Source organism: Pseudomonas fluorescens, from assembly GCF_902497625.1.
GTDB classification, from domain to species: domain Bacteria; phylum Pseudomonadota; class Gammaproteobacteria; order Pseudomonadales; family Pseudomonadaceae; genus Aquipseudomonas; species Aquipseudomonas fluorescens_BQ.
On record NZ_CABVGX010000001.1, the window covers coordinates 58,922 to 76,321 of the forward strand.

Here is a 17,400-nt window from a genome sequence, read left to right on the forward strand (position 1 = left end):
CCGGACGCAGGCTGCGCCAGCTGCTACAAGGTTTGGTGGTGTGCTACTGATCCTTTTCGCAATTGATCATCCACGACACACCAAACCGGTCGACCAGCATGCCAAAACGTGCGGCCCAGAATGTCGCTTCCAGTGGCATCTGCACGCTGCCGTACTCCGATAACGCGGCAAACACCCGCTCCGCCTCCGCGATGCTGTCGACGTTGAGCGAAATCGAACAACCGGCCATGTCATCCGTGGGGCGGTCGGGTGTTGTGTCCGACCCCATGATTGCCTGGTCGTCCACCGACAGCGAAGTGTGGATGATCAGATTGTGCAGGTCGGCCGGAAAATGTTCGCGGGCAGGGCTTTCACCGAAGGTCATCATCACCTCGATTCGCCCCTGCAAGGCTTGCGCGTAGAACGTGAAGGCGGCTTTGCAGTCGCCATTGAAAATGAGGTAGGGATTGATCCTCATGGTGTCCTCCCGTTTCTGAGCAGGCCTGAGGCCGATCGTCTTAGACGCTGCATTGGCTGGATTAATCAGCAAAGCGCCAGGGGCGGTATTTAGCAACTTTGGATTAGATGTTTTTGTTCTTGTGAGCATGAGGTTTATGGCTTCACTCGCGCAAAGCATTGCCCGGTGCCAGCGAGGTGATTGACCCAATCGCGTGTACGCCTTCGCTGATTCAACCTCAGCCAACTGTTTCAAAGGTATTTTAGCTGTACAGTCCCCCGCCGTTGTTCGACGCAGCTTGGCTGCTAAAAGGAAGCTGTACTTCTCAAATGGAGTTCCAACACGTGACTGACCCTGAAAATATCGAAGCACAAACGACTCAACCGGCGCTCGGGTTTTATGCCCGGTTGAGCGCAGGTTTGCTGTGGTTGAACGAGCGCGCATGGCCGCTCAGCATCTTGATTCTGGTCACTGCCGGGCTGTATTTGTATCAATATATTCAGGAAGAAAAGATACCGCTGAGCATCACCTCGTCAGCCGTACTCACTGCGCTGCCAGCCATGTCGGCCATATTGGTGTGGGTCGTTACGATTTTGGTGGCGTTCGTGCTGATGCCGATTTTCGTTTTGTTTCATCGATTGGATGATACCGCCAGGCGCCTGAGTGACGATTTTCATTTTGGCCCGGGCAGCCCGGAACAGCGCTCACGGCATAGAAGACTGATGGTGCGATGGGGGGCCAGTTTGTTGAGCCTCGGCCTTTTCTGCGGGTTGCTCACCGTCATTGGCTCACAGGTGTCCGCTAGTGTCTGGTGGATAACCGCAGCAGTGCTGGGAACGATTCTGGCATTGGCGAGCTACTGCTGGATAATAACTCTGGGTGTAGCGCGCCCGGTATCGAACGATTTTCGTCTGGCGTGTGTGGGCGCTGCTTTTGTCCAGATCATGGTCATCCTCAACTTCACCATAGTGGCCATCGGCATCGCCGGGAAATACATCGAAAGCCTGTGGTGGCTCTTGCCGCTAATGCTGCTGGTGGTGTTAGCCCTGTGGATGATTCAAGTGTTAGGCGCCTTGTTTCTGGACCGGGTGCGCAGCCATCGCCAACCCGTTGCCTTACTGGCCTCTGCCGCCGTGATTATCGTTATTTTCTTCGGCCTGTTTCCGCCATCGGGCGCCAAGCTGGGAGGATTCGCGCTGCAGTTTTCCGCCTCCGGGGCGCGCAATTGCACAATCATGAACTTCATGCCCGAGAGCAAGGGATTCGACGCGCTCCTCGATTCCGATACGCCTGGCTTCAGTCGCCCGCTACGCGTCGTTGCCGAAGTTGACGGTATTTACTTTGTGCGCCCGAGGACAAGCGATTCCAAAGCGCTGCAATTTGTACCGCGAGCCAGTCTGATCGGCCTTGACGTCTGCCCCGAAAAAAACAAAACGGCGTCCGCAGCAGCCCCCGCAGCGGTGTCTGGCTGAAGTAACATGGCGGATTGCCGTTAACGCCTAGCCGGGTCTCACGCCTCATGCCACTTGCCTTGAACCGTTTTACTTCGTTGCTCGACCAGGCCCGGCGTGCCTTGCTGCTGGTGTGGGGCACCTCCCGCGGATTGTTTTTGGGGCTGGTGGTGGCGACGCTGATCGCCGGCATACTCCCGGCCCTGGCCGCCTGGCTCGGGCAGCGCATCGTCGATGCCGTGGTCGCGGCGATGCAATTACACGCGCAGCAAGGCAGTGCGCCGTTGTGGCCGGTGGTGCGTTACGTGTTGTTCGAAGCCGGGGTGCTGGCATCGCTGTCCGCTACCCAGCGCGCCTTGTCTGTCCAGCAATCATTATTGCGCGTGCAGCTGGGGCAGAAGGTCAACACGATGATTCTGGAGAAAGCCCAGACGCTATCGCTGGTGCAATTCGAAAATTCCGAATTTTACGACAAGCTGGTTCGGGTGCGGCGCGAGGCATCGACCCGGCCCTTGGCGCTGGTAATGAAATCGCTGGGATTGATCCAGAACCTCATCGTGCTGATCAGCTTCGGCGTATTGCTGGTGCACTTTTCGCCGTGGGCGCTGGTGCTGTTGGTGGTCGGTGCGTTGCCAGTGTTTTTCGCCGAGGCGCATTTCTCCGGCGATGCCTTCAGATTGTTCACTCGACGTGCACCGGAAAGCCGCCAGCAGAACTATATCGAGACGCTGCTCTCCCATGAGGGCTATATAAAAGAAGTGAAACTGTTCGGCTTCGCGCCGTTGCTGTTGCAACGCTATCGCGAGACGTTTGCGCGGCTGTACGCCGAAGACCGGCAGCTGACCTTGCGCCGCGATGGCTGGGGCTTTGTGCTGGGGTTGCTGGGCACAGGTGCTTTCTATCTGGCCTATGCCTGGGTGGTAGTCGACACCATTCACGGTAGTATCACCCTCGGGCAGATGACCATGTACCTGGTGTTGTTCAAGCAGGGGCAGACCGCGGTGAGCAACAGTCTTACGGCCATCAGCGGTCTTTACGAGGACGGTCTGTACCTGTCGAGCCTGTATGAATACCTCGCCGAACCAGTGATCGCGGACACTGGCCAGCTGACGGTGGGCGCGCTGCCGGGGGATGGTTTGCGCTTCGAGCACGTGGGGTTCCGCTACCCGGGAGCGAGTCGCGCGGCGCTGGAGAATATCGATCTGCATCTGGTGCCGGGGCACAGTGTGGCGCTGGTGGGCGAGAACGGCTCAGGCAAGACCACGCTGATCAAATTGCTCACGAGGTTGTACCGTCCCGATCACGGCCGCATCCTGCTCGACGGCAGCGATTTGCAATCGTGGGAAGAAGACGCTCTGCGCCGGCGTATCGGGGTGATTTTCCAGGATTACATTCGCTACCAGTTTACCGTCGGCGAAAACATCGGCGTGGGTGACACGTTGGCATTCGACGATCAACAGCGCTGGCAGGAAGCCGCCACCGAAGGCATGGCCGCGCCGTTCATTGAACGGCTTGACCGTGGCTATGCAACGCAACTGGGGCGCTGGTTTGCCGGAGGCCAGGAATTGTCGGGTGGGCAGTGGCAGAAGGTTGCGTTGTCTCGCGCGTACATGCGCCGTGACGCCGATATCCTGATTCTCGATGAGCCCACCTCTGCACTGGACCCAGCAGCCGAAGCCGCGGTGTTCGAGCATTTCAGTCAACACACCGAGGGCCGCATGACGCTGCTGATTTCCCACCGGTTTTCAAGTGTGCGCAACGCCGATCACATCATCGTGCTGGATCAGGGCTCGATCCTGGAGCGCGGCGATCATGACAGTCTGGTCGCTGCTGGCGGGCGTTACGCGCAGCTATTCGGTTTGCAGGCCAAAGGTTACCGATAGCGCTCAGGATTGCGGCGAGGGCGGGACCACTAACGGCCCGGCCATCTGCGGCGGTCTGGCTCTCATCAAGCCTTCAAGGGCCTGGCGATACTGGCTGTTGCCAAGGCTCATGCTGTTGTTGTGCGTCCCTCCGGGCACCAGCAACAGCCGTTTGGGTTCGTTGGCGGCATTGAACAATTGCTGGCTGAAGCGTGATGGCATGAACTGATCGGCCAGACCGTGCACCACCAGCAGTGGCATGTCGATGTCGACGATCTTGTCGATCGAATCGAATTTTTGCGACAGTAACCAACGCACCGGCAGCCACTTCACGGGCAATTTGCTTTCCGCCACTTGCGCCACCGCGTCACCCAGCGTGGTGAACGAGGACTCGATCACCAGGCCCCGCGCCGGCACTGCAACGTTGTCTTTCTTGGCCTGTGCGGCGAGATCCGCTGCCAGATCGACGGCGACCGCGCCGCCCAGTGAATGTCCATAGATCAAACGTTTGCTGGCGTCAGGTTGCATCTGCGTGAAACGCTCCCAGGCAACGCGCGCGTCCTCATAGACACTGGCTTCCGACGGCAGATCGCCTTTGCTCTGGCCAAAACCGCGGTAGTCGATGGCCAGCACCGAATAGCCCATGGCGCGCAGCTGCTCGATACGGAACGCCTGACCCGTGAGGTTCCAGCGCACTCCGTGCAGGTAGAGGATCGACGGCGCATCACGGCGCGCAGCCGGCCACCACCAGGCATGCAGGTTTTCTCCGGCTTTGAAATCGGCCGGTTGGATGTTGAGTTCTTGCACGTCGTCGGGTAACCCGCGATACCAACGGGCCGTACCCGGCTCGATGCGAAACAGCAACTCGCGTTCTGTCTGCTCCAGCACGCCGCAACCCACGGGCAGGCCGACAATCAGCGCGGCCATGCACGTCAACGTCAACCAGCGTCGGCGCAGGCGGGTGAGGAGGGGACGGAGCATAGGGCGGATTACCGTTTAATGACTGAAGTGCGGTTTTTAACAGATGCATGACAGGGGCGGGAAAAATTGCGACGGCCTGCTTTTTCGGACCGCCGAACCGACCCGTTGGGCCGCGAAGCGGCCCTCAGGGTGGTCCCGCAGCCAGGCTCTCTGCGCCAGGGAAAACAGTCAATCCACTTGCAACACAATCTTGCCAATATGATCACCGGCCTCCATCCGCGCATGGGCCTGCGCGGCCTCGACCAGCGGGTAGACCTTGTCGATGATCGGCAGACAACGACCGGCGGCGAGCACCGGCCAGACATATTCGCGCAATTGCTCGGCAATCGAGGCTTTCTCTTCGCGGGTGCGCGAGCGCATCAACGAACCGGTGATCGTTGCGCGTTTGCCCAGAATCGCCATCAGGTCGATGTCCTTGGCATGCGCGCCGCCGAGAAACCCCAGCATCACCAGACGGCCGTCCATGCCCAGTGCCGCGATGTTCTGATTCAGGTACGAGCCGCCCATGATGTCGAGAATGACATTGACGCCCTTGCCGCCGGTTTTTTCCTGCAACACCTCGACAAAGTTTTTATCGCGGTAGTTGATCGCCTCGGCGCCCAGCTGGCGGATGGCAGCGCATTTTTCCTCGCTGCCTGCCGTGGCAAACGCCTTGACGCCGAATTCGCGGCACAGCATCAACGCGGTGGTGCCGATGCCACTGGTGCCCCCGTGTACAAGTGCACGCTGGCCTTTGCTGGCGCCGCCGATATCGAACAGATTCGCCCACACGGTGAAGAACGTTTCCGGGACGGCCGCTGCTTGCACCCACTCCATGCCGTCCGGAATCGGCAGGGTCTGACTGGCCGGCGCGACGCTATATTGCGCATAGCCGCCGCCATTGGTCAGGGCGCAGACGCGATCGCCGACGATGAATTCGCTGACGCCTTTACCGATGGCCACCACTTCGCCGGCCACTTCCAGGCCGGGAATCGGGCTCATGCCCGGTTTCATCGGGTACTTGCCGCTGCGCTGAATCACGTCGGGGCGATTGACCCCGGCGGCGTGCACGCGAATCAGCACCTCGCCGGCATCGGCGACGGGCACCGGTTCCTGACGCGGCTTCAGTACCTCGGGCCCGCCGGGTTCGGTGATTTCAATCAGGGTCATGGTTTGCGGCAGAGTCATTTCGCAGTCCTGTTGTGTGGCATTCATTTAATGGGACCGCGCAATGTCGCGGTCGATCAAAAGATCGCAACCTGCGATCTTCAGGCCTTCAAGGGCAATTGACCAGAACCGGCCGGTGACGATGATTCACCAAGCGCATCACCAGTTCCAGCAACAATGCCACCATGATCGCCCCGGCCGCGATGACGAACAATAATTCATGATGACCTCCGCTGGCATTGAACAAGGCCGAATAGGCAAATCCGGCAATTGCCTGAAACGTGGCGAACGACACGGTGGCGCGGCTCCAGGCAATCTGCTGCTGGTGATGATTCGGAATCAGTTCGTGCACCCGCGCCAATGCCAGCGGCACGATGCCCGGTGGAAATGACCCAAGGATGACCGCGAGCAGCGCCAATGCAGCGAAGGAGCTGGTCACCGCGAGCAAACTGACGGCTACCATCTGCGCCGCAAGGACCCATCGGATACTCAATCGGGCGCCGAGCCGGTCTGCAAGAAAGCCATAACTGACCGGCCCGATGATCGCGCCTACCCCATACATCACCCAGATCAGCGCACCGACATGCGCCCCGGCACCGAGCCCGCGGGCCACGTAATCCACCAGGAATACCATCGCTGGAACAAGGCCGGCGGCCATGAATGCGTACTGGGCGAACAGCAGGTAGACCGCCGGGTCGGTCGGCACCTTCGCAGCGCCTGCCGATGCAGTGTCAGGCACAGCGTGCGGGGTGGACGGCCAGCCGAACCAGCTTGCTCCGGTCAGCACCAGCGCCAGCAGGCCAAGGCCGAACCAGGTTTGCTGCAAGCCAAGGCTCAGCAGCGGCGGCACGATGGTCCCCGAACCGGCAATGCCCAATCCGATGCCGAGAAATATCGCGCCGCTGGCCAACCCTCTGCGCGCCGCTGGTACATGCGGCAGCACGGTCGCCGCCACCAGCACCATGATTGCGCCACCGGCCACGCCCGACAGCAGGCGCCAGCCAAAGAACCAGCTCACCGACAGCGGAAAACCGCAGGCGAAAAACGACAACGTCACCGCCAGCATCATCAGTCGCAGTGCGGTTCTGTTGGACGTGCGACGCGCCAGTGGGTGGCCGATCAAAGCGCCGAGCAGATAACCGACGAGGTTTGCCGCGCCCAGGTAAACCACATCGCTGGCGGAGAACCAGTGTGCCCCGATCAGAGAGGGAATCAATGGCGTATAAGCAAAACGCGCCAGGCCGATGCTGACCAGGCTGGCGCAGAGGCCGGCGAAGATCGGCAGCCAGATCGCGCTTCGTTGAGGTGTAGATGAGCTGAGCATGGTAAGTATCCTGTCAGTGTTTTTCCTGCGCCCAGCTTAACCCTGTCCATTGATGCACTTACGCAGCGAGTTTGCGTTATCGTGATGCGTAAATGCATCGCTGGAGGCTTTATGAATTGGGATGATGCTCGGGTATTCCTGGCGGTATGCCGCGAATCGACGTTACGTGGCGCGGCACGGGTATTGGGCGTGGATCAGGCCACCGTCGGCCGCCGTATCACCGCGCTGGAAAAGGCTCTGAGTGCGACGTTGTTTCTGCGCACCTCTGAGGGTTACGCGCTGACCGCAGTCGGTGAAGCCGCGCTGAAGGCCGTGGAAAAGATGGAGCATTCGGCGCTGGAACTGCAGCGACAGATCGAAGGCCTGGACAACCGATTGACCGGCACCGTGCGGGTCAGCACCACGGATTCGCTGGCGATCGATTTCCTGATACCGGCAATTGCGTGCTTGCATGCGCGGCACCCGGATGTGCGGGTGCAACTGGACGCATCGACGCAAATTCTCAGCCTGGCCAAACGCGAGGCCGACATCGCCGTACGCAATACCCGGCCGGACAACCCGGACCTGATCGCCCGGCGCATCGCGCGCTGGCCGGTCGGGCTGTTTGCCTCGCAGGATTACGTCGACGCCTACGGAGTACCGGTGCCGGGCTCGGCGTTTGAAGGGCATGACCTGGTGGTTTACCAGCCTTATCTGCAGGGCAACAAGGACATGACGCTGGTCTCTGAACCACTCACTCGCGGGCGCATCGTTTCGAGCCTGAGTTCGGGTTTGCTGGTGCGTCGGTCGATTGCCGCCGGCATCGGCATCGGCGAGATTCCGGTGGACATGGGCGAGCGTGACGGGTTGGTGAGGCTGTGGCCGGAGCGTACGCGACCGGTGCCCTACGACGTGTGGCTGGTGACCCATGCGGACTTGCGGCATACGGCGCGAGTGCGGGCGGTCATCGATGAAATCGTTGCGGGGTTTTCAGGGACGGGGGATTGAGATCATGCAAAAGATCGCAGCCTCGTTTCACTCGACAGCTCCTACAGGTTTTGTGGTGAGCATTGTTGTGCGTACCACCACACATCCACGTAGGAGCTGTCGAGCGAAGCGAGGCTGCGATCTTCCGATCTTCGCCGTTACGGCATTTCCGGCAACTCCTGCGGGCGCAAGTCAAACACCAGTACTTCGGCATCGACGCCATTGCTCAAGGTCAACACCTGCTCTTGCCGTAAGCGCACGCCATCGCCTTCCTGCAACTGCACGCCATTGAGTTCAACGCTGCCGCGTGCCACATGGACGTAGGCATATCGATCGGCCGCCAGTTCGAGCGTGGCGCTCTCCTTTCCGTCGATCAACGCCGCGTAGACCCGTGCATCCTGGCGCACTGTCAGCGAGCCCTTGTCGCCGTCAGGGGAAATGATCAACTGCAAGCGACCACGTTTTTTCTGCGTGCTGAAGTGCTCTTGCTGATAACGCGGTTTGGCGCCGCTGACTTGCGGCACGATCCAGATCTGCAGGAAATGCACCGGGCGCGTTTCTGAATGGTTGTACTCGCTGTGGGCCACGCCACTGCCGGCGCTCATCAGCTGCACATCGCCGGGACGAATCACCGAGCCGGTGCCCAACGTGTCTTTATGCTCCAGAGCACCTTCCAGTACGTAGGAGAAAATCTCCATGTCGCGGTGAGGGTGCTGACCGAAGCCTTTGCCGGCGGCAACACGGTCGTCGTTGATCACCAACAGGTCGGAAAAACCCTGCTCTTTCGGGTTGCGGTAGTTGGCGAAGGAAAAGGTGTGGAACGACTTCAACCAACCGTGATTGGCCGCACCGCGATCAGAAGCTTTGCGAAGAGTCAGCATGATGAAATCTCCTGTGGGGACGTTGATTCGTCCGAGTGAGGAGAAGGTTAATGGTTACTAACTGATGCAATAAGTAGATGAAAATTGAAATACTGTCCTGATCTGGTTGACAGTTGATACTGGAGCAACGAAAGGCGCCTCGCTCGGCCATAATGCTTTCTGTTTCGCAACTGAACGCTTTGTTTTTACCGAAGTTGCACCTCCAGTTTCAGCATTCACCTCCTTTTTGACTCCAGTGATTACGCATTCATGAAAACCGTGGCAATGGTGCTTTTCCCCGACTTTCTCCTGCTCGACATGGCCGGGCCGATGGAGGTGTTTTCCATCGCCAATCGTTATCTGTCGCCGAGCGAGCACTACCAACTCTCGACCATCGGCACCGCGCCAGGGCCGCTACGGGCGTCCAACGGCGTCAATGTTTATGCCGATATGCACATCGATCAAGCCAAGGTGCCTTATGATTTGCTGCTGGTGCCCGGCGGTCCCGGCGCCTACAACGAACGGCACCCGCCGTTGCTGGCCTGGTTGCAGAACGCCGTCACCCGCGCCGGTTGCTACGGCTCGATCTGCACAGGCGCCTTCGTGCTCGGGCATGCCGGTTTGCTCGACGGCTACCGCGTGACCACGCACTGGCATTACACCGAGCGCCTGATCAAAGGCTTCCCCAAGGCCAGCGTCGAAACCGACCAGATCTACGTGCAGGACCGCAACCTGATCACTTCCGGCGGGGTCACTGCCGGCATCGATCTGGCACTCTCCGTTGTTGCCCAGGACCATGGAAAAAAAGTCGCCCAGGACGTCGCCAAGGTTTTGCTGGTGGTGATGAAGCGCCAGGGCGGTCAGGCCCAGTTCAGTCCGTTGATGGCCGCGGTCGCACCCCACGAAACCCCGGTAACACGGGTGCAGAATTATGTCCTCGATCACCTCGATGAAGCGTTTACGATCGAGCGCATGGCCGGTCTGGCGACCATGAGTACCCGGCATTTCGCCAGAATGTTCGCTCGAGAAGTGAACATGACACCCATGGAATTTCTCCAGAGCGCGCGCATCGATTGCGCGAGAAATCTGTTGGAAACCAGTGACTTGCCCCTCAAGACCGTCGCCTTCAAAAGCGGCTTCGGCAGTGTCCGGCATATGCGCTTTCTGTTCAGTGATAAGCTCGGTCTAACCCCCACTCAGTATCGCGAACAGTTCAGCTAAGGCGGCTTTGTCCGTTTCGCGCACCGTGATGGCCGCGACGCTCCCACCTTGGCAGTTGTGCCGTCAGCCTGGCCTGCCAAGATAGCGTTGAACTCTTTGCAATGGAGCTATGCGAGCCTGGCACGAGCAGCACCGGCCCGGGTTTGCATACATGAGCGCGCATGAACAGCGTCACAGATTTGAACACCGCGGCGGTGCTGCAGTTTGGCCCCTACGTGTACCACCCTCGGCAGCGGCTGATCCTCGACGGCGATCGGCCGTTGCGCATGGGTGGTCGGGCGCTGGATATTCTTCAGGTGCTGGTGCGGCGCGCCGGCAGTGTCGTAAGCAAAGACGAACTGATCGCCGAGGTCTGGCCGACGTCCGTGGTCGAAGAAATCAACCTGCGTGTGCACATCGCGGCGCTGCGTCGCGCCTTGGGTGACGGGCAGAACGGCCAGCGTTACATCGTCAATATTCCACAGCGTGGTTACAGCTTCATCGCTATGGTGCAGGCCGCGCCTGCGGGGTTGCTGACTTCAATGGCGACCGTGCAAATCCCTCAACACAACCTGCCTGCGCGACTGACCCCGGTGACGGGGCGCGATTCCACCGTCGGCGGTCTGGTCCGGCAGTTGCCGCTGCGGCGCCTGATGACGCTGACCGGTCCCGCCGGCATCGGCAAAACCACCGTCGCGCTGCGCGTGGCGGAGTTGCTATTGCAGCACTATCAAGATGGCGTCTGGCTGATTGATTTCGCCGCTATCGATGACCCTGCGCGTATCGGTGATCACCTGCAACGAACCCTGCAACTGCAGATCGGCAGCGGCCTGCAAGCGTTGGCCCAGCGGCACGCCTTGCTGGTGCTGGACAACTGCGAACACCTGCTTGATGGCTGCCGCGCTCTGGTCGACGACCTGATCAAATCCGCGCCACGCCTGTCGATTCTGGTCACTAGTCGTACGCCGCTGATGGCGCGCGGGGAGACGCTGCTGCGTTTGCCTGCGTTGGCCGTGCCGCCAGCGTCAGCGATGCGCAGTGTCGCCGAGGCCATGGGCCACTCGGCGGTGCAGTTGTTCGTCAGCCGTGCGCGCAACCATCAGCATGGGTTTGCCCTGCGCGAACAAGACTTGAACAGCGTCCGCGAAATCTGTCGACGGCTTGATGGGTTGCCGCTCGCCATCGAACTGGCGGCATCGCAAATCGATGCGCTGGGGCTGGTGGGCTTGCAAGCGCAACTGGACAACTGCTTTCAGCTGCTGGCGCTTGGTCGACGTACGGCGGTGCCTCGGCACCAGACGCTCAAAGCCGCATTGGACTGGAGCTATGAACAGCTAAGTGTGCTTGAGCAAACCGTGCTGCAGCGCTTGGCGGTGTTCAAAATGGCCTTCACCCTTGAAGCAGCCATCGGCGTGATCAGCTGCGCGGCTGTGCCACCCGGGCGACTGGTGGAAGCAGTGGAAAGCCTGGCGCGCCAGTCGTTGCTGTCGCTGGAGCAGGGCAGTGGCCTGAGTCGCTACCGGTTCCTCAACACCACCCGCATTTATGCGCTGCAAAAGCTTGAGCGCAGCGGCGCATTGCGTGACTTCGAGAACCGTCACGCGCGCTACATCTGCAGGGCGCGCTGGATCTCAAACGGACAGATGGCACTGCAACTCGTCGAGCAGGCCGCGGACTTTACATAGGTCCGGCGTCGCATAGCCTTCCGTAAATCTGCCATAAACCGGTGCCAGCAATGCATGGGCCTGTGAGTGCCGGCCCTGGCGTTGCCACAGCTTCGCGAGCGAGGTGGCGCTGCGCAACTCCCACGCCAATGCGCCCTGATGCCTGGCCACGTTCAACGCCCTGATCAGTACGGTTTCGGCGGCGTTGGCGATGTGCGGGCAGTCATCCACCAGCAGCGCGTCGGCCTTGGCGCGGAGGATTTCCGCGGTGCTCCAGCCGGCAGTTCCGGCGTCCGCCCGTCGCAACAAATCATCATCAATGAACGCGGTGTCGAGTGTGATCATCAGGTCCTTGATCAGGCCGATCCCAGGTTTCAGCGGCGCATGCACCCCTGCGTGGTCAAGCACTTGCGCGTATTGGCGAGCCCAGGTGTAGAACAGCAGCACTGAGTGTTTCTGTGCCTGTTCGAGCAGCAGGCGCACCAGATCGCGAGCGGTTTGCCTGTCACCGTTGTAGTGCGCGATCAGGCATCCGGCGAGTGCCAGCGTGTAGCAAATGGACGTGCCGTGGTCGATCTGGATCGCAATGTCCAGCGCCTGCCGGGCGGTGCGCCAGGCCTGTTCCGGTTGGCCTTGCAACCAAAGGATACGCGCCAGTATCGTCAACGATGCCACGCTCTGGTCGTATTGCACGCCGAAGCCGTGGGTGAAGCGGTTGAGATGGCCGCTTTGAGCCATGCGCTGGAGCACTTGTTCGGCGCTCTCCCGCGCACGCGCCTGATCCCCGGAAAAATGCAAGGCCAGCACGCGCAACCGATGCGTACTGAGCGACAACAGGTCATCGCCGTTCAGTCCCAGCCGGTCGAATTGCTGGCTCTGTTCCAGGGCCATTTGATAGTTGGCGCAGCTGAGGCTGACCGCCATGTGCCCGGACACTGCGCGCAATTGCCCCGCCTGGTCCTCGCATTGACTGGCCAGAGACCCCGCACTGACGAACGCTTCGACCGTTTCCGCCGTGCCGCCCTGGGTGTGATAACACGAACTGCCTAGCGCGAGCTTCAAAGCGATCGTCAACCGAGGGCACGGCGCGGACGTGGCGGCATGCAGCGCCAAGGCCTTGCGCACATAAGCGCCGTGCTCCTTGAGCAACGACAGTTCTTGCCACAGCGGCGCCGACGTCGCGCACAGACGTATTGCCAGAGTCTGCGGCCCGTCGGCACTCAAGCCCCAGTCGAGCGCCGCGCGAATATCCTCGAGACTGCGCGCGTAACGCTCGATCCACTGACGGGTCGCCACTCGCTCCCAGTCTTGCTGGGCCTGCTGCATCAAGCTCAGGCAACGTTCGGCGTGGCGTGCGCGGGTGGACTCAAATTCGGCACTTGCGTCGAGTTTTTCCAAGGCATAGCGGCGTGTTGTGTCGAGCAAACGATAGAACACCTGCTCGTCGCCCACTTCGACGTTCAACAGCGATTTTGCGACGAGTTGCGTGACTGAGCCCAGCACTTCGTCCGGTTCGATATGCTCGCCGACAATCACCGCCGCCGCCGACTCCAGGGTGAAGCCGCCGCGGAATACGCCCAAACGGCGCAGGCAGGTTTGCTCGCACGCGGTCAGTAGCGCAAAACTCCAGTCCAGCGTGGCACGTAGCGTCTGATGCCGACCCAGCGCAGTCTGACAACCTTGGGTGTGCAGGCGGAAGCTGCCTTGCAGGCGCTCCACTACACCGCTCAGGCCGAGGCTGCCGACTTGCGCCGCCGCCAGCTCGAGTGCCAACGGAATGCCATCCAGCCGCCGGCAGATTTCGATCGCGAGTGGCAAGGCCTCATCGGTCAGTTCGAAATTGTCATGACTGGCCATGGCGCGTTCGACGAACAGCTGCAAGGCGGGAAACGTCAGCGCCTGGGAACGGTCGAGGACCGTAACGGGCGGTGGGCAGTCAAGTGAATCCAGACGCTGCACGTATTCGCCTTCAGCCCGCAGGCTCTCGCGACTGGTGGCGAGAATATGCACGTGGGGCGCGCCGCGCAGGATGCTTTCACAGAGCAAGGCGATGGCGTCGATGAGGTGTTCGCAATTGTCGATCACCAGCAGAATCTGCCGCTCCCCCAGCGCTGTCGCGAGGCTGTTCAGCGGCTCCGCGTCATGCAGTGACAGATTGAGCAGAGTCGCGAGGTGCGCGGCGATCATCGACGGATCGCTGACAGGTGCCAGATCGAGCAGGCGAATGCCGTCCCGATAGTGGCCGATCAACTGCTCGGCGACCCGCAGCGCAACGGTCGTTTTGCCGATGCCGCCGGGACCGACCAGGGTGATGAAACGCTGCCGGGGGAGCTGAGTAACGAGGCTGTCGATCAGGCTTTCACGGCCGATCATGCGGGTCCGGCGCACGGGCAGGTTGTGGCTGGACGCTGCCACTTGGCCGTCTTGCGGCTGTTGCGCAAGATGCTCGACGGAATGGGGCGCGACGAAGCTGTAGCCGCGTTGTGCGACGGTGACGATGTAACGCTGACCAGCCTGACCGTCGCCGAGCGCTTTGCGCAGTGCCGCCATGTGCACCCGCAGATTGATGTCCTCGACCACACTGTTGGGCCAGACTCCGGCAATCAGTTCCTGTTTACTCACCACGTTTCCGGCCTGAGCCAGCAGGATTAACAGGATGTCCATGGCGCGGCGGCCCAGGCGCAGCGGCTGGTCGGCCTCCATCACCAGGCGTTGAGCCGGGTAAATCCGGTAGGGGCCAAAATGGATGGCCGGGGCGGGGGAAAGGGTCAACGCGTTACTCCTGCTTGCATCCGTCTAATTCGCGGTTTACCGGCATATTCCGCAGGTTTATCCGTGAGTGCAATCGACAATTAACAACGTTTAACTCGTCTTGCCAAGAGACTACGCCCGACACTCCGGGTGGAAAGCCGCACGATGTCACGCAGTAGCGGTCCGCGCCTCACATTCTCAAGGGAGACACCGCATGAGCACGTTTACCACCCGCGACGGTACCGAGATTTACTACAAGGATTGGGGCAGCGGTCAGCCCGTGGTGTTCAGCCACGGCTGGCCATTAAACGCCGACAGCTGGGAATCACAGATGATTTTCCTGGCCTCCAAAGGTTATCGGGTCATCGCCCACGACCGTCGTGGCCATGGTCGCTCCAGCCAACCGTGGACCGGCAACGACATGGACACATACGCCGATGACCTCGCGCAGTTGATCGAACTGCTCGATCTCAAGGACGCCGTGCTGTTCGGCTTCTCCACCGGTGGCGGCGAAGTAGCGCGCTACATCGGGCGCCACGGCACTGCACGCGTGGCCAAGGCCGGGCTGATTTCCTCGGTGCCGCCGCTGATGCTCAAGACCGAAGCCAACCCGGGCGGTTTGCCGATTGAAGTGTTTGACGGCATTCGTGAGGCGTCGCTGACTGACCGTTCGCAGCTGTACATCGACCTGGCCAGCGGACCTTTTTTCGGCTTTAACAAACCCGATGCCAAGCCATCGCAAGGCATGATCGACTGGTTCTGGATGCAGGGCATGACCTCCGGCCACAAGAACGCTTATGACTGCATCAAGGCCTTCTCCGAAACCGATTTCACCGAAGACTTGAAGAAGTTCGATGTGCCGACGCTGGTGGTGCACGGTGACGCCGATCAAGTGGTGCCGATCGAAGCCGCCGGCATCGCTTCGGCAAAACTGGTGAAGGGTTCCACGTTGAAAGTCTACCCAGGCGCCCCCCATGGTTTGACCGATACCCACAAGGACCAGCTCAACGCCGATCTGTTGGCGTTTCTCCAAGGCTGACGCCCTCTGCAGGAGCCTGGCTTGCCAGCGATGGCGTCTTCGGAATCGCCGTTGCCAGCCAGCCGGCTCCTAGGAGTGGCGCACGTCAGTTTAATCAGATAGGCAGGCTGAAGGCTTGGCGGGTTGTCGCTGGAGCGGGGCGCAGTCGGGGCCGCAGGGCACGGCAGCGCCACGCAAACGGGTTGATGCCTTCGCTGCGGGTAAACATGTGGCAAAAGTGGGCCTGATCGCAGAACCCGCATTCGAGGCTGATTTGCGTGAGGCTGAGGTCGGTGCTGCGGATCAGGTGTTTGGCGCGGGCGATGCGTTGATGCCGGATCCAGTCTTGCGGCGACAGGCCGGTGCTGCATTTGAAAGCGCGCGAGAAATGGCTGCGCGAGAGGGCGCAGGCGCTCGCCAGTTCGGCCACCTCAATGGTTTCGCTGAGGCGCTCAAGGATCAGTTGTTTGGCCAGACTTTCACGCCACGAATTCAGGCCGCCCGGGGTTTTTTTACGCGTTTCAGTGGTTACCGCGCACGCGGTGTTTTGCTGAAAAGAAGCCATGAGCAATGTCCGTGTGAGTGGTCTCCATTTTTGGCTGTGAACCTTTGGCAGGCGAGTTAAACGTTGTTAATTCCGATTCAGCTCAGCACATCACTGCAATTTTCCGATGGCGCGGGCAGGCATGATCGACGTTATGTGGCGGGGCGGTCCGGCTGCTTTCTGACTCGAACAAGGTGAAAAGGGCATGAATTGTTATCTGATGCGCGCAGTGGGCCTGGCGGTGGCACTGTCTTCGGGGGTGGCGGCGGCGCAGGCACCGGCCCAGGTGGGCACCCAGGTTCCCGGGTACTACCGATTGGCGGTGGGCGACTACGAAGTGACCGCACTGTTCGATGGTTACAACGACCTGTCGCCAAAACTGCTCAAAGGTCTGACGCAGAATCAGATCCGCGCGCTGCTGGCCCGTCGTTCGATCGAAACACCAGGCGTGCAGACCGCGTTCAACGCGTTTCTGATCAACACCGGCAAACAATTGATCCTGGTCGACACCGGTGCAGGCCAGTGCATCGGCGCGACTGCAGGCATGCTCTCGGACAACATGAAAGCGGCGGGTTACCAACCTTCGCAGGTCGACACGATTCTGCTGACGCATCTTCACCTGGACCACGTCTGCGGCCTGGTCGACGCACAGAAAAAACCATTGTTTGCCAACGCTACCGTATACGCCGCCAAAACAGAGGCCGATTACTGGCTGAATCCCGAAGCGCTCGCCAACGCTCCTGAAGGCGCCAAAGGCTATTTCAAAATCGCTCAGGATTCGACGGCGGCGTACCTCGCTGCGGGCCGCTTCAAAACCTTCGACACCGGGCAATCGCCGCTGCCGGGTGTCGTCGAGGCGACGCTGGAAAAAGGCCACACGCCGGGCAGCACGACGTACCGTTTCAACTCGCAAGGCCAGAGCATCCTGTTCATGGGGGATCTGGTGCATAACCTCGCGGTGCAGTTCGAGCATCCCGAGGTGTCGATCGGTTTTGACGTCGATGGTCAGCAGGCGATCAAGAGTCGCGCCAGGGTGTTCAGTGATGCTGCGGCCAGCAAGATCTGGGTGACGGCGGCGCATCTGCCGTTCCCGGGTATTGGCCACATCGCTGCACAGGGCAAGCACTTCCAGTGGGTCCCGGTGGAATACGGCCCGTACAAACGTGCAGCCAAAGTGCCGCTGATCGAATAAAATCC

General features: G+C 60.5%; 14 protein-coding genes. 7 read left to right on the top strand and 7 right to left on the bottom strand.

The window, feature by feature from the left end; all coding sequences use genetic code 11:
* Positions 1-43: 43 nt before the first annotated feature.
* Entirely contained in the window at positions 44-457 is a 414-nt protein-coding gene (locus F8N12_RS00315) for a VOC family protein (protein ID WP_150578600.1), read from the bottom strand.
* A gap of 323 nt (positions 458-780) precedes the next feature.
* Between F8N12_RS00315 and F8N12_RS00320 the strand changes: the two genes are divergently transcribed.
* Positions 781-1,908, top strand: coding sequence for a hypothetical protein (locus F8N12_RS00320; protein ID WP_150578601.1), 1,128 nt, complete (start codon positions 781-783; stop codon positions 1,906-1,908).
* Between the two features lie 47 nt (positions 1,909-1,955).
* Positions 1,956-3,770, top strand: a complete 1,815-nt coding sequence (locus F8N12_RS00325) for an ABC transporter ATP-binding protein (protein ID WP_150578602.1) — start codon at positions 1,956-1,958, stop codon at positions 3,768-3,770.
* A 3-nt stretch (positions 3,771-3,773) separates the two neighbouring features.
* On the opposite strand, the gene F8N12_RS00330 is transcribed toward F8N12_RS00325, so the two are convergent.
* The 3 genes from F8N12_RS00330 to F8N12_RS00340 all read right to left on the bottom strand — a co-directional run bounded on the left by F8N12_RS00330 (position 3,774) and on the right by F8N12_RS00340 (position 7,200).
* Positions 3,774-4,730 (bottom strand): alpha/beta hydrolase, encoded by a 957-nt coding sequence (locus tag F8N12_RS00330; RefSeq protein WP_150578603.1) that lies wholly within the window; start codon positions 4,728-4,730, stop codon positions 3,774-3,776.
* Positions 4,731-4,898: 168 nt separating this feature from the next.
* Entirely contained in the window at positions 4,899-5,897 is a 999-nt protein-coding gene (locus tag F8N12_RS00335) for an NAD(P)H-quinone oxidoreductase (RefSeq protein WP_150578604.1), read from the bottom strand.
* Positions 5,898-5,985: 88 nt separating this feature from the next.
* Positions 5,986-7,200, bottom strand: coding sequence for a YbfB/YjiJ family MFS transporter (locus F8N12_RS00340; protein WP_150578605.1), 1,215 nt, complete (start codon positions 7,198-7,200; stop codon positions 5,986-5,988).
* 111 nt (positions 7,201-7,311) lie between these two features.
* Between F8N12_RS00340 and F8N12_RS00345 the strand changes: the two genes are divergently transcribed.
* Entirely contained in the window at positions 7,312-8,187 is an 876-nt protein-coding gene (locus F8N12_RS00345) for a LysR family transcriptional regulator (protein WP_150578606.1), read from the top strand.
* 137 nt (positions 8,188-8,324) lie between these two features.
* Here the strand turns inward: F8N12_RS00345 and F8N12_RS00350 are convergent, their stop codons facing one another.
* Positions 8,325-9,047: a pirin family protein gene (locus tag F8N12_RS00350; RefSeq protein ID WP_150578607.1), complete on the bottom strand. Its 723-nt coding sequence runs from the start codon at positions 9,045-9,047 to the stop codon at positions 8,325-8,327.
* 249 nt (positions 9,048-9,296) lie between these two features.
* Between F8N12_RS00350 and F8N12_RS00355 the strand changes: the two genes are divergently transcribed.
* Both F8N12_RS00355 and F8N12_RS00360 read left to right on the top strand, forming a co-directional pair.
* Positions 9,297-10,247 carry a GlxA family transcriptional regulator gene (locus F8N12_RS00355; protein ID WP_150578608.1) on the top strand — a complete coding sequence of 317 codons (951 nt, stop codon included), beginning with the start codon at positions 9,297-9,299 and terminating at the stop codon, positions 10,245-10,247.
* 161 nt (positions 10,248-10,408) lie between these two features.
* Positions 10,409-11,911: an ATP-binding protein gene (locus F8N12_RS00360; RefSeq protein WP_150578609.1), complete on the top strand. Its 1,503-nt coding sequence runs from the start codon at positions 10,409-10,411 to the stop codon at positions 11,909-11,911.
* Here the strand turns inward: F8N12_RS00360 and F8N12_RS00365 are convergent.
* Entirely contained in the window at positions 11,858-14,662 is a 2,805-nt protein-coding gene (locus F8N12_RS00365) for an ATP-binding protein (RefSeq protein ID WP_150578610.1), read from the bottom strand. The genes F8N12_RS00360 and F8N12_RS00365 overlap by 54 nt on opposite strands.
* A 193-nt stretch (positions 14,663-14,855) precedes the next feature.
* Between F8N12_RS00365 and F8N12_RS00370 the strand changes: the two genes are divergently transcribed.
* The gene (locus F8N12_RS00370) at positions 14,856-15,680 is read left to right on the top strand and encodes an alpha/beta fold hydrolase (protein WP_150578611.1); all 825 of its coding nucleotides are present in this window, start codon (positions 14,856-14,858) and stop codon (positions 15,678-15,680) included.
* A 94-nt stretch (positions 15,681-15,774) separates the two neighbouring features.
* Here F8N12_RS00370 and F8N12_RS00375 read toward each other — a convergent pair whose 3' ends face one another.
* On the bottom strand, positions 15,775-16,224 hold the full coding sequence (locus F8N12_RS00375) for a helix-turn-helix domain-containing protein (RefSeq protein ID WP_150578612.1): 450 nt from the start codon (positions 16,222-16,224) through the stop codon (positions 15,775-15,777).
* Between the two features lie 184 nt (positions 16,225-16,408).
* Between F8N12_RS00375 and F8N12_RS00380 the strand changes: the two genes are divergently transcribed.
* Entirely contained in the window at positions 16,409-17,395 is a 987-nt protein-coding gene (locus F8N12_RS00380; protein WP_150578613.1) for an MBL fold metallo-hydrolase, read from the top strand.
* The last annotated feature ends 5 nt before the right edge of the window (positions 17,396-17,400 follow it).

Excerpts from the sequence above, each read along its gene's own strand:
- F8N12_RS00350 (WP_150578607.1), bottom strand. The coding sequence starts at position 9,047 with ATGCTGACTCTTCGCAAAGCTTCTGATCGCGGTGCGGCCAATCACGGT.
- F8N12_RS00380 (WP_150578613.1), top strand. The coding sequence starts at position 16,409 with ATGAATTGTTATCTGATGCGCGCAGTGGGCCTGGCGGTGGCACTGTCT.
- F8N12_RS00375 (WP_150578612.1), bottom strand. The coding sequence starts at position 16,224 with ATGGCTTCTTTTCAGCAAAACACCGCGTGCGCGGTAACCACTGAAACG.
- F8N12_RS00355 (WP_150578608.1), top strand. The coding sequence starts at position 9,297 with ATGAAAACCGTGGCAATGGTGCTTTTCCCCGACTTTCTCCTGCTCGAC.
- F8N12_RS00325 (WP_150578602.1), top strand. The coding sequence starts at position 1,956 with ATGCCACTTGCCTTGAACCGTTTTACTTCGTTGCTCGACCAGGCCCGG.
- F8N12_RS00335 (WP_150578604.1), bottom strand. The coding sequence starts at position 5,897 with ATGACTCTGCCGCAAACCATGACCCTGATTGAAATCACCGAACCCGGC.
- F8N12_RS00360 (WP_150578609.1), top strand. The coding sequence starts at position 10,409 with ATGAACAGCGTCACAGATTTGAACACCGCGGCGGTGCTGCAGTTTGGC.
- F8N12_RS00345 (WP_150578606.1), top strand. The coding sequence starts at position 7,312 with ATGAATTGGGATGATGCTCGGGTATTCCTGGCGGTATGCCGCGAATCG.
- F8N12_RS00370 (WP_150578611.1), top strand. The coding sequence starts at position 14,856 with ATGAGCACGTTTACCACCCGCGACGGTACCGAGATTTACTACAAGGAT.
- F8N12_RS00330 (WP_150578603.1), bottom strand. The coding sequence starts at position 4,730 with ATGCTCCGTCCCCTCCTCACCCGCCTGCGCCGACGCTGGTTGACGTTG.
- F8N12_RS00315 (WP_150578600.1), bottom strand. The coding sequence starts at position 457 with ATGAGGATCAATCCCTACCTCATTTTCAATGGCGACTGCAAAGCCGCC.
- F8N12_RS00340 (WP_150578605.1), bottom strand. The coding sequence starts at position 7,200 with ATGCTCAGCTCATCTACACCTCAACGAAGCGCGATCTGGCTGCCGATC.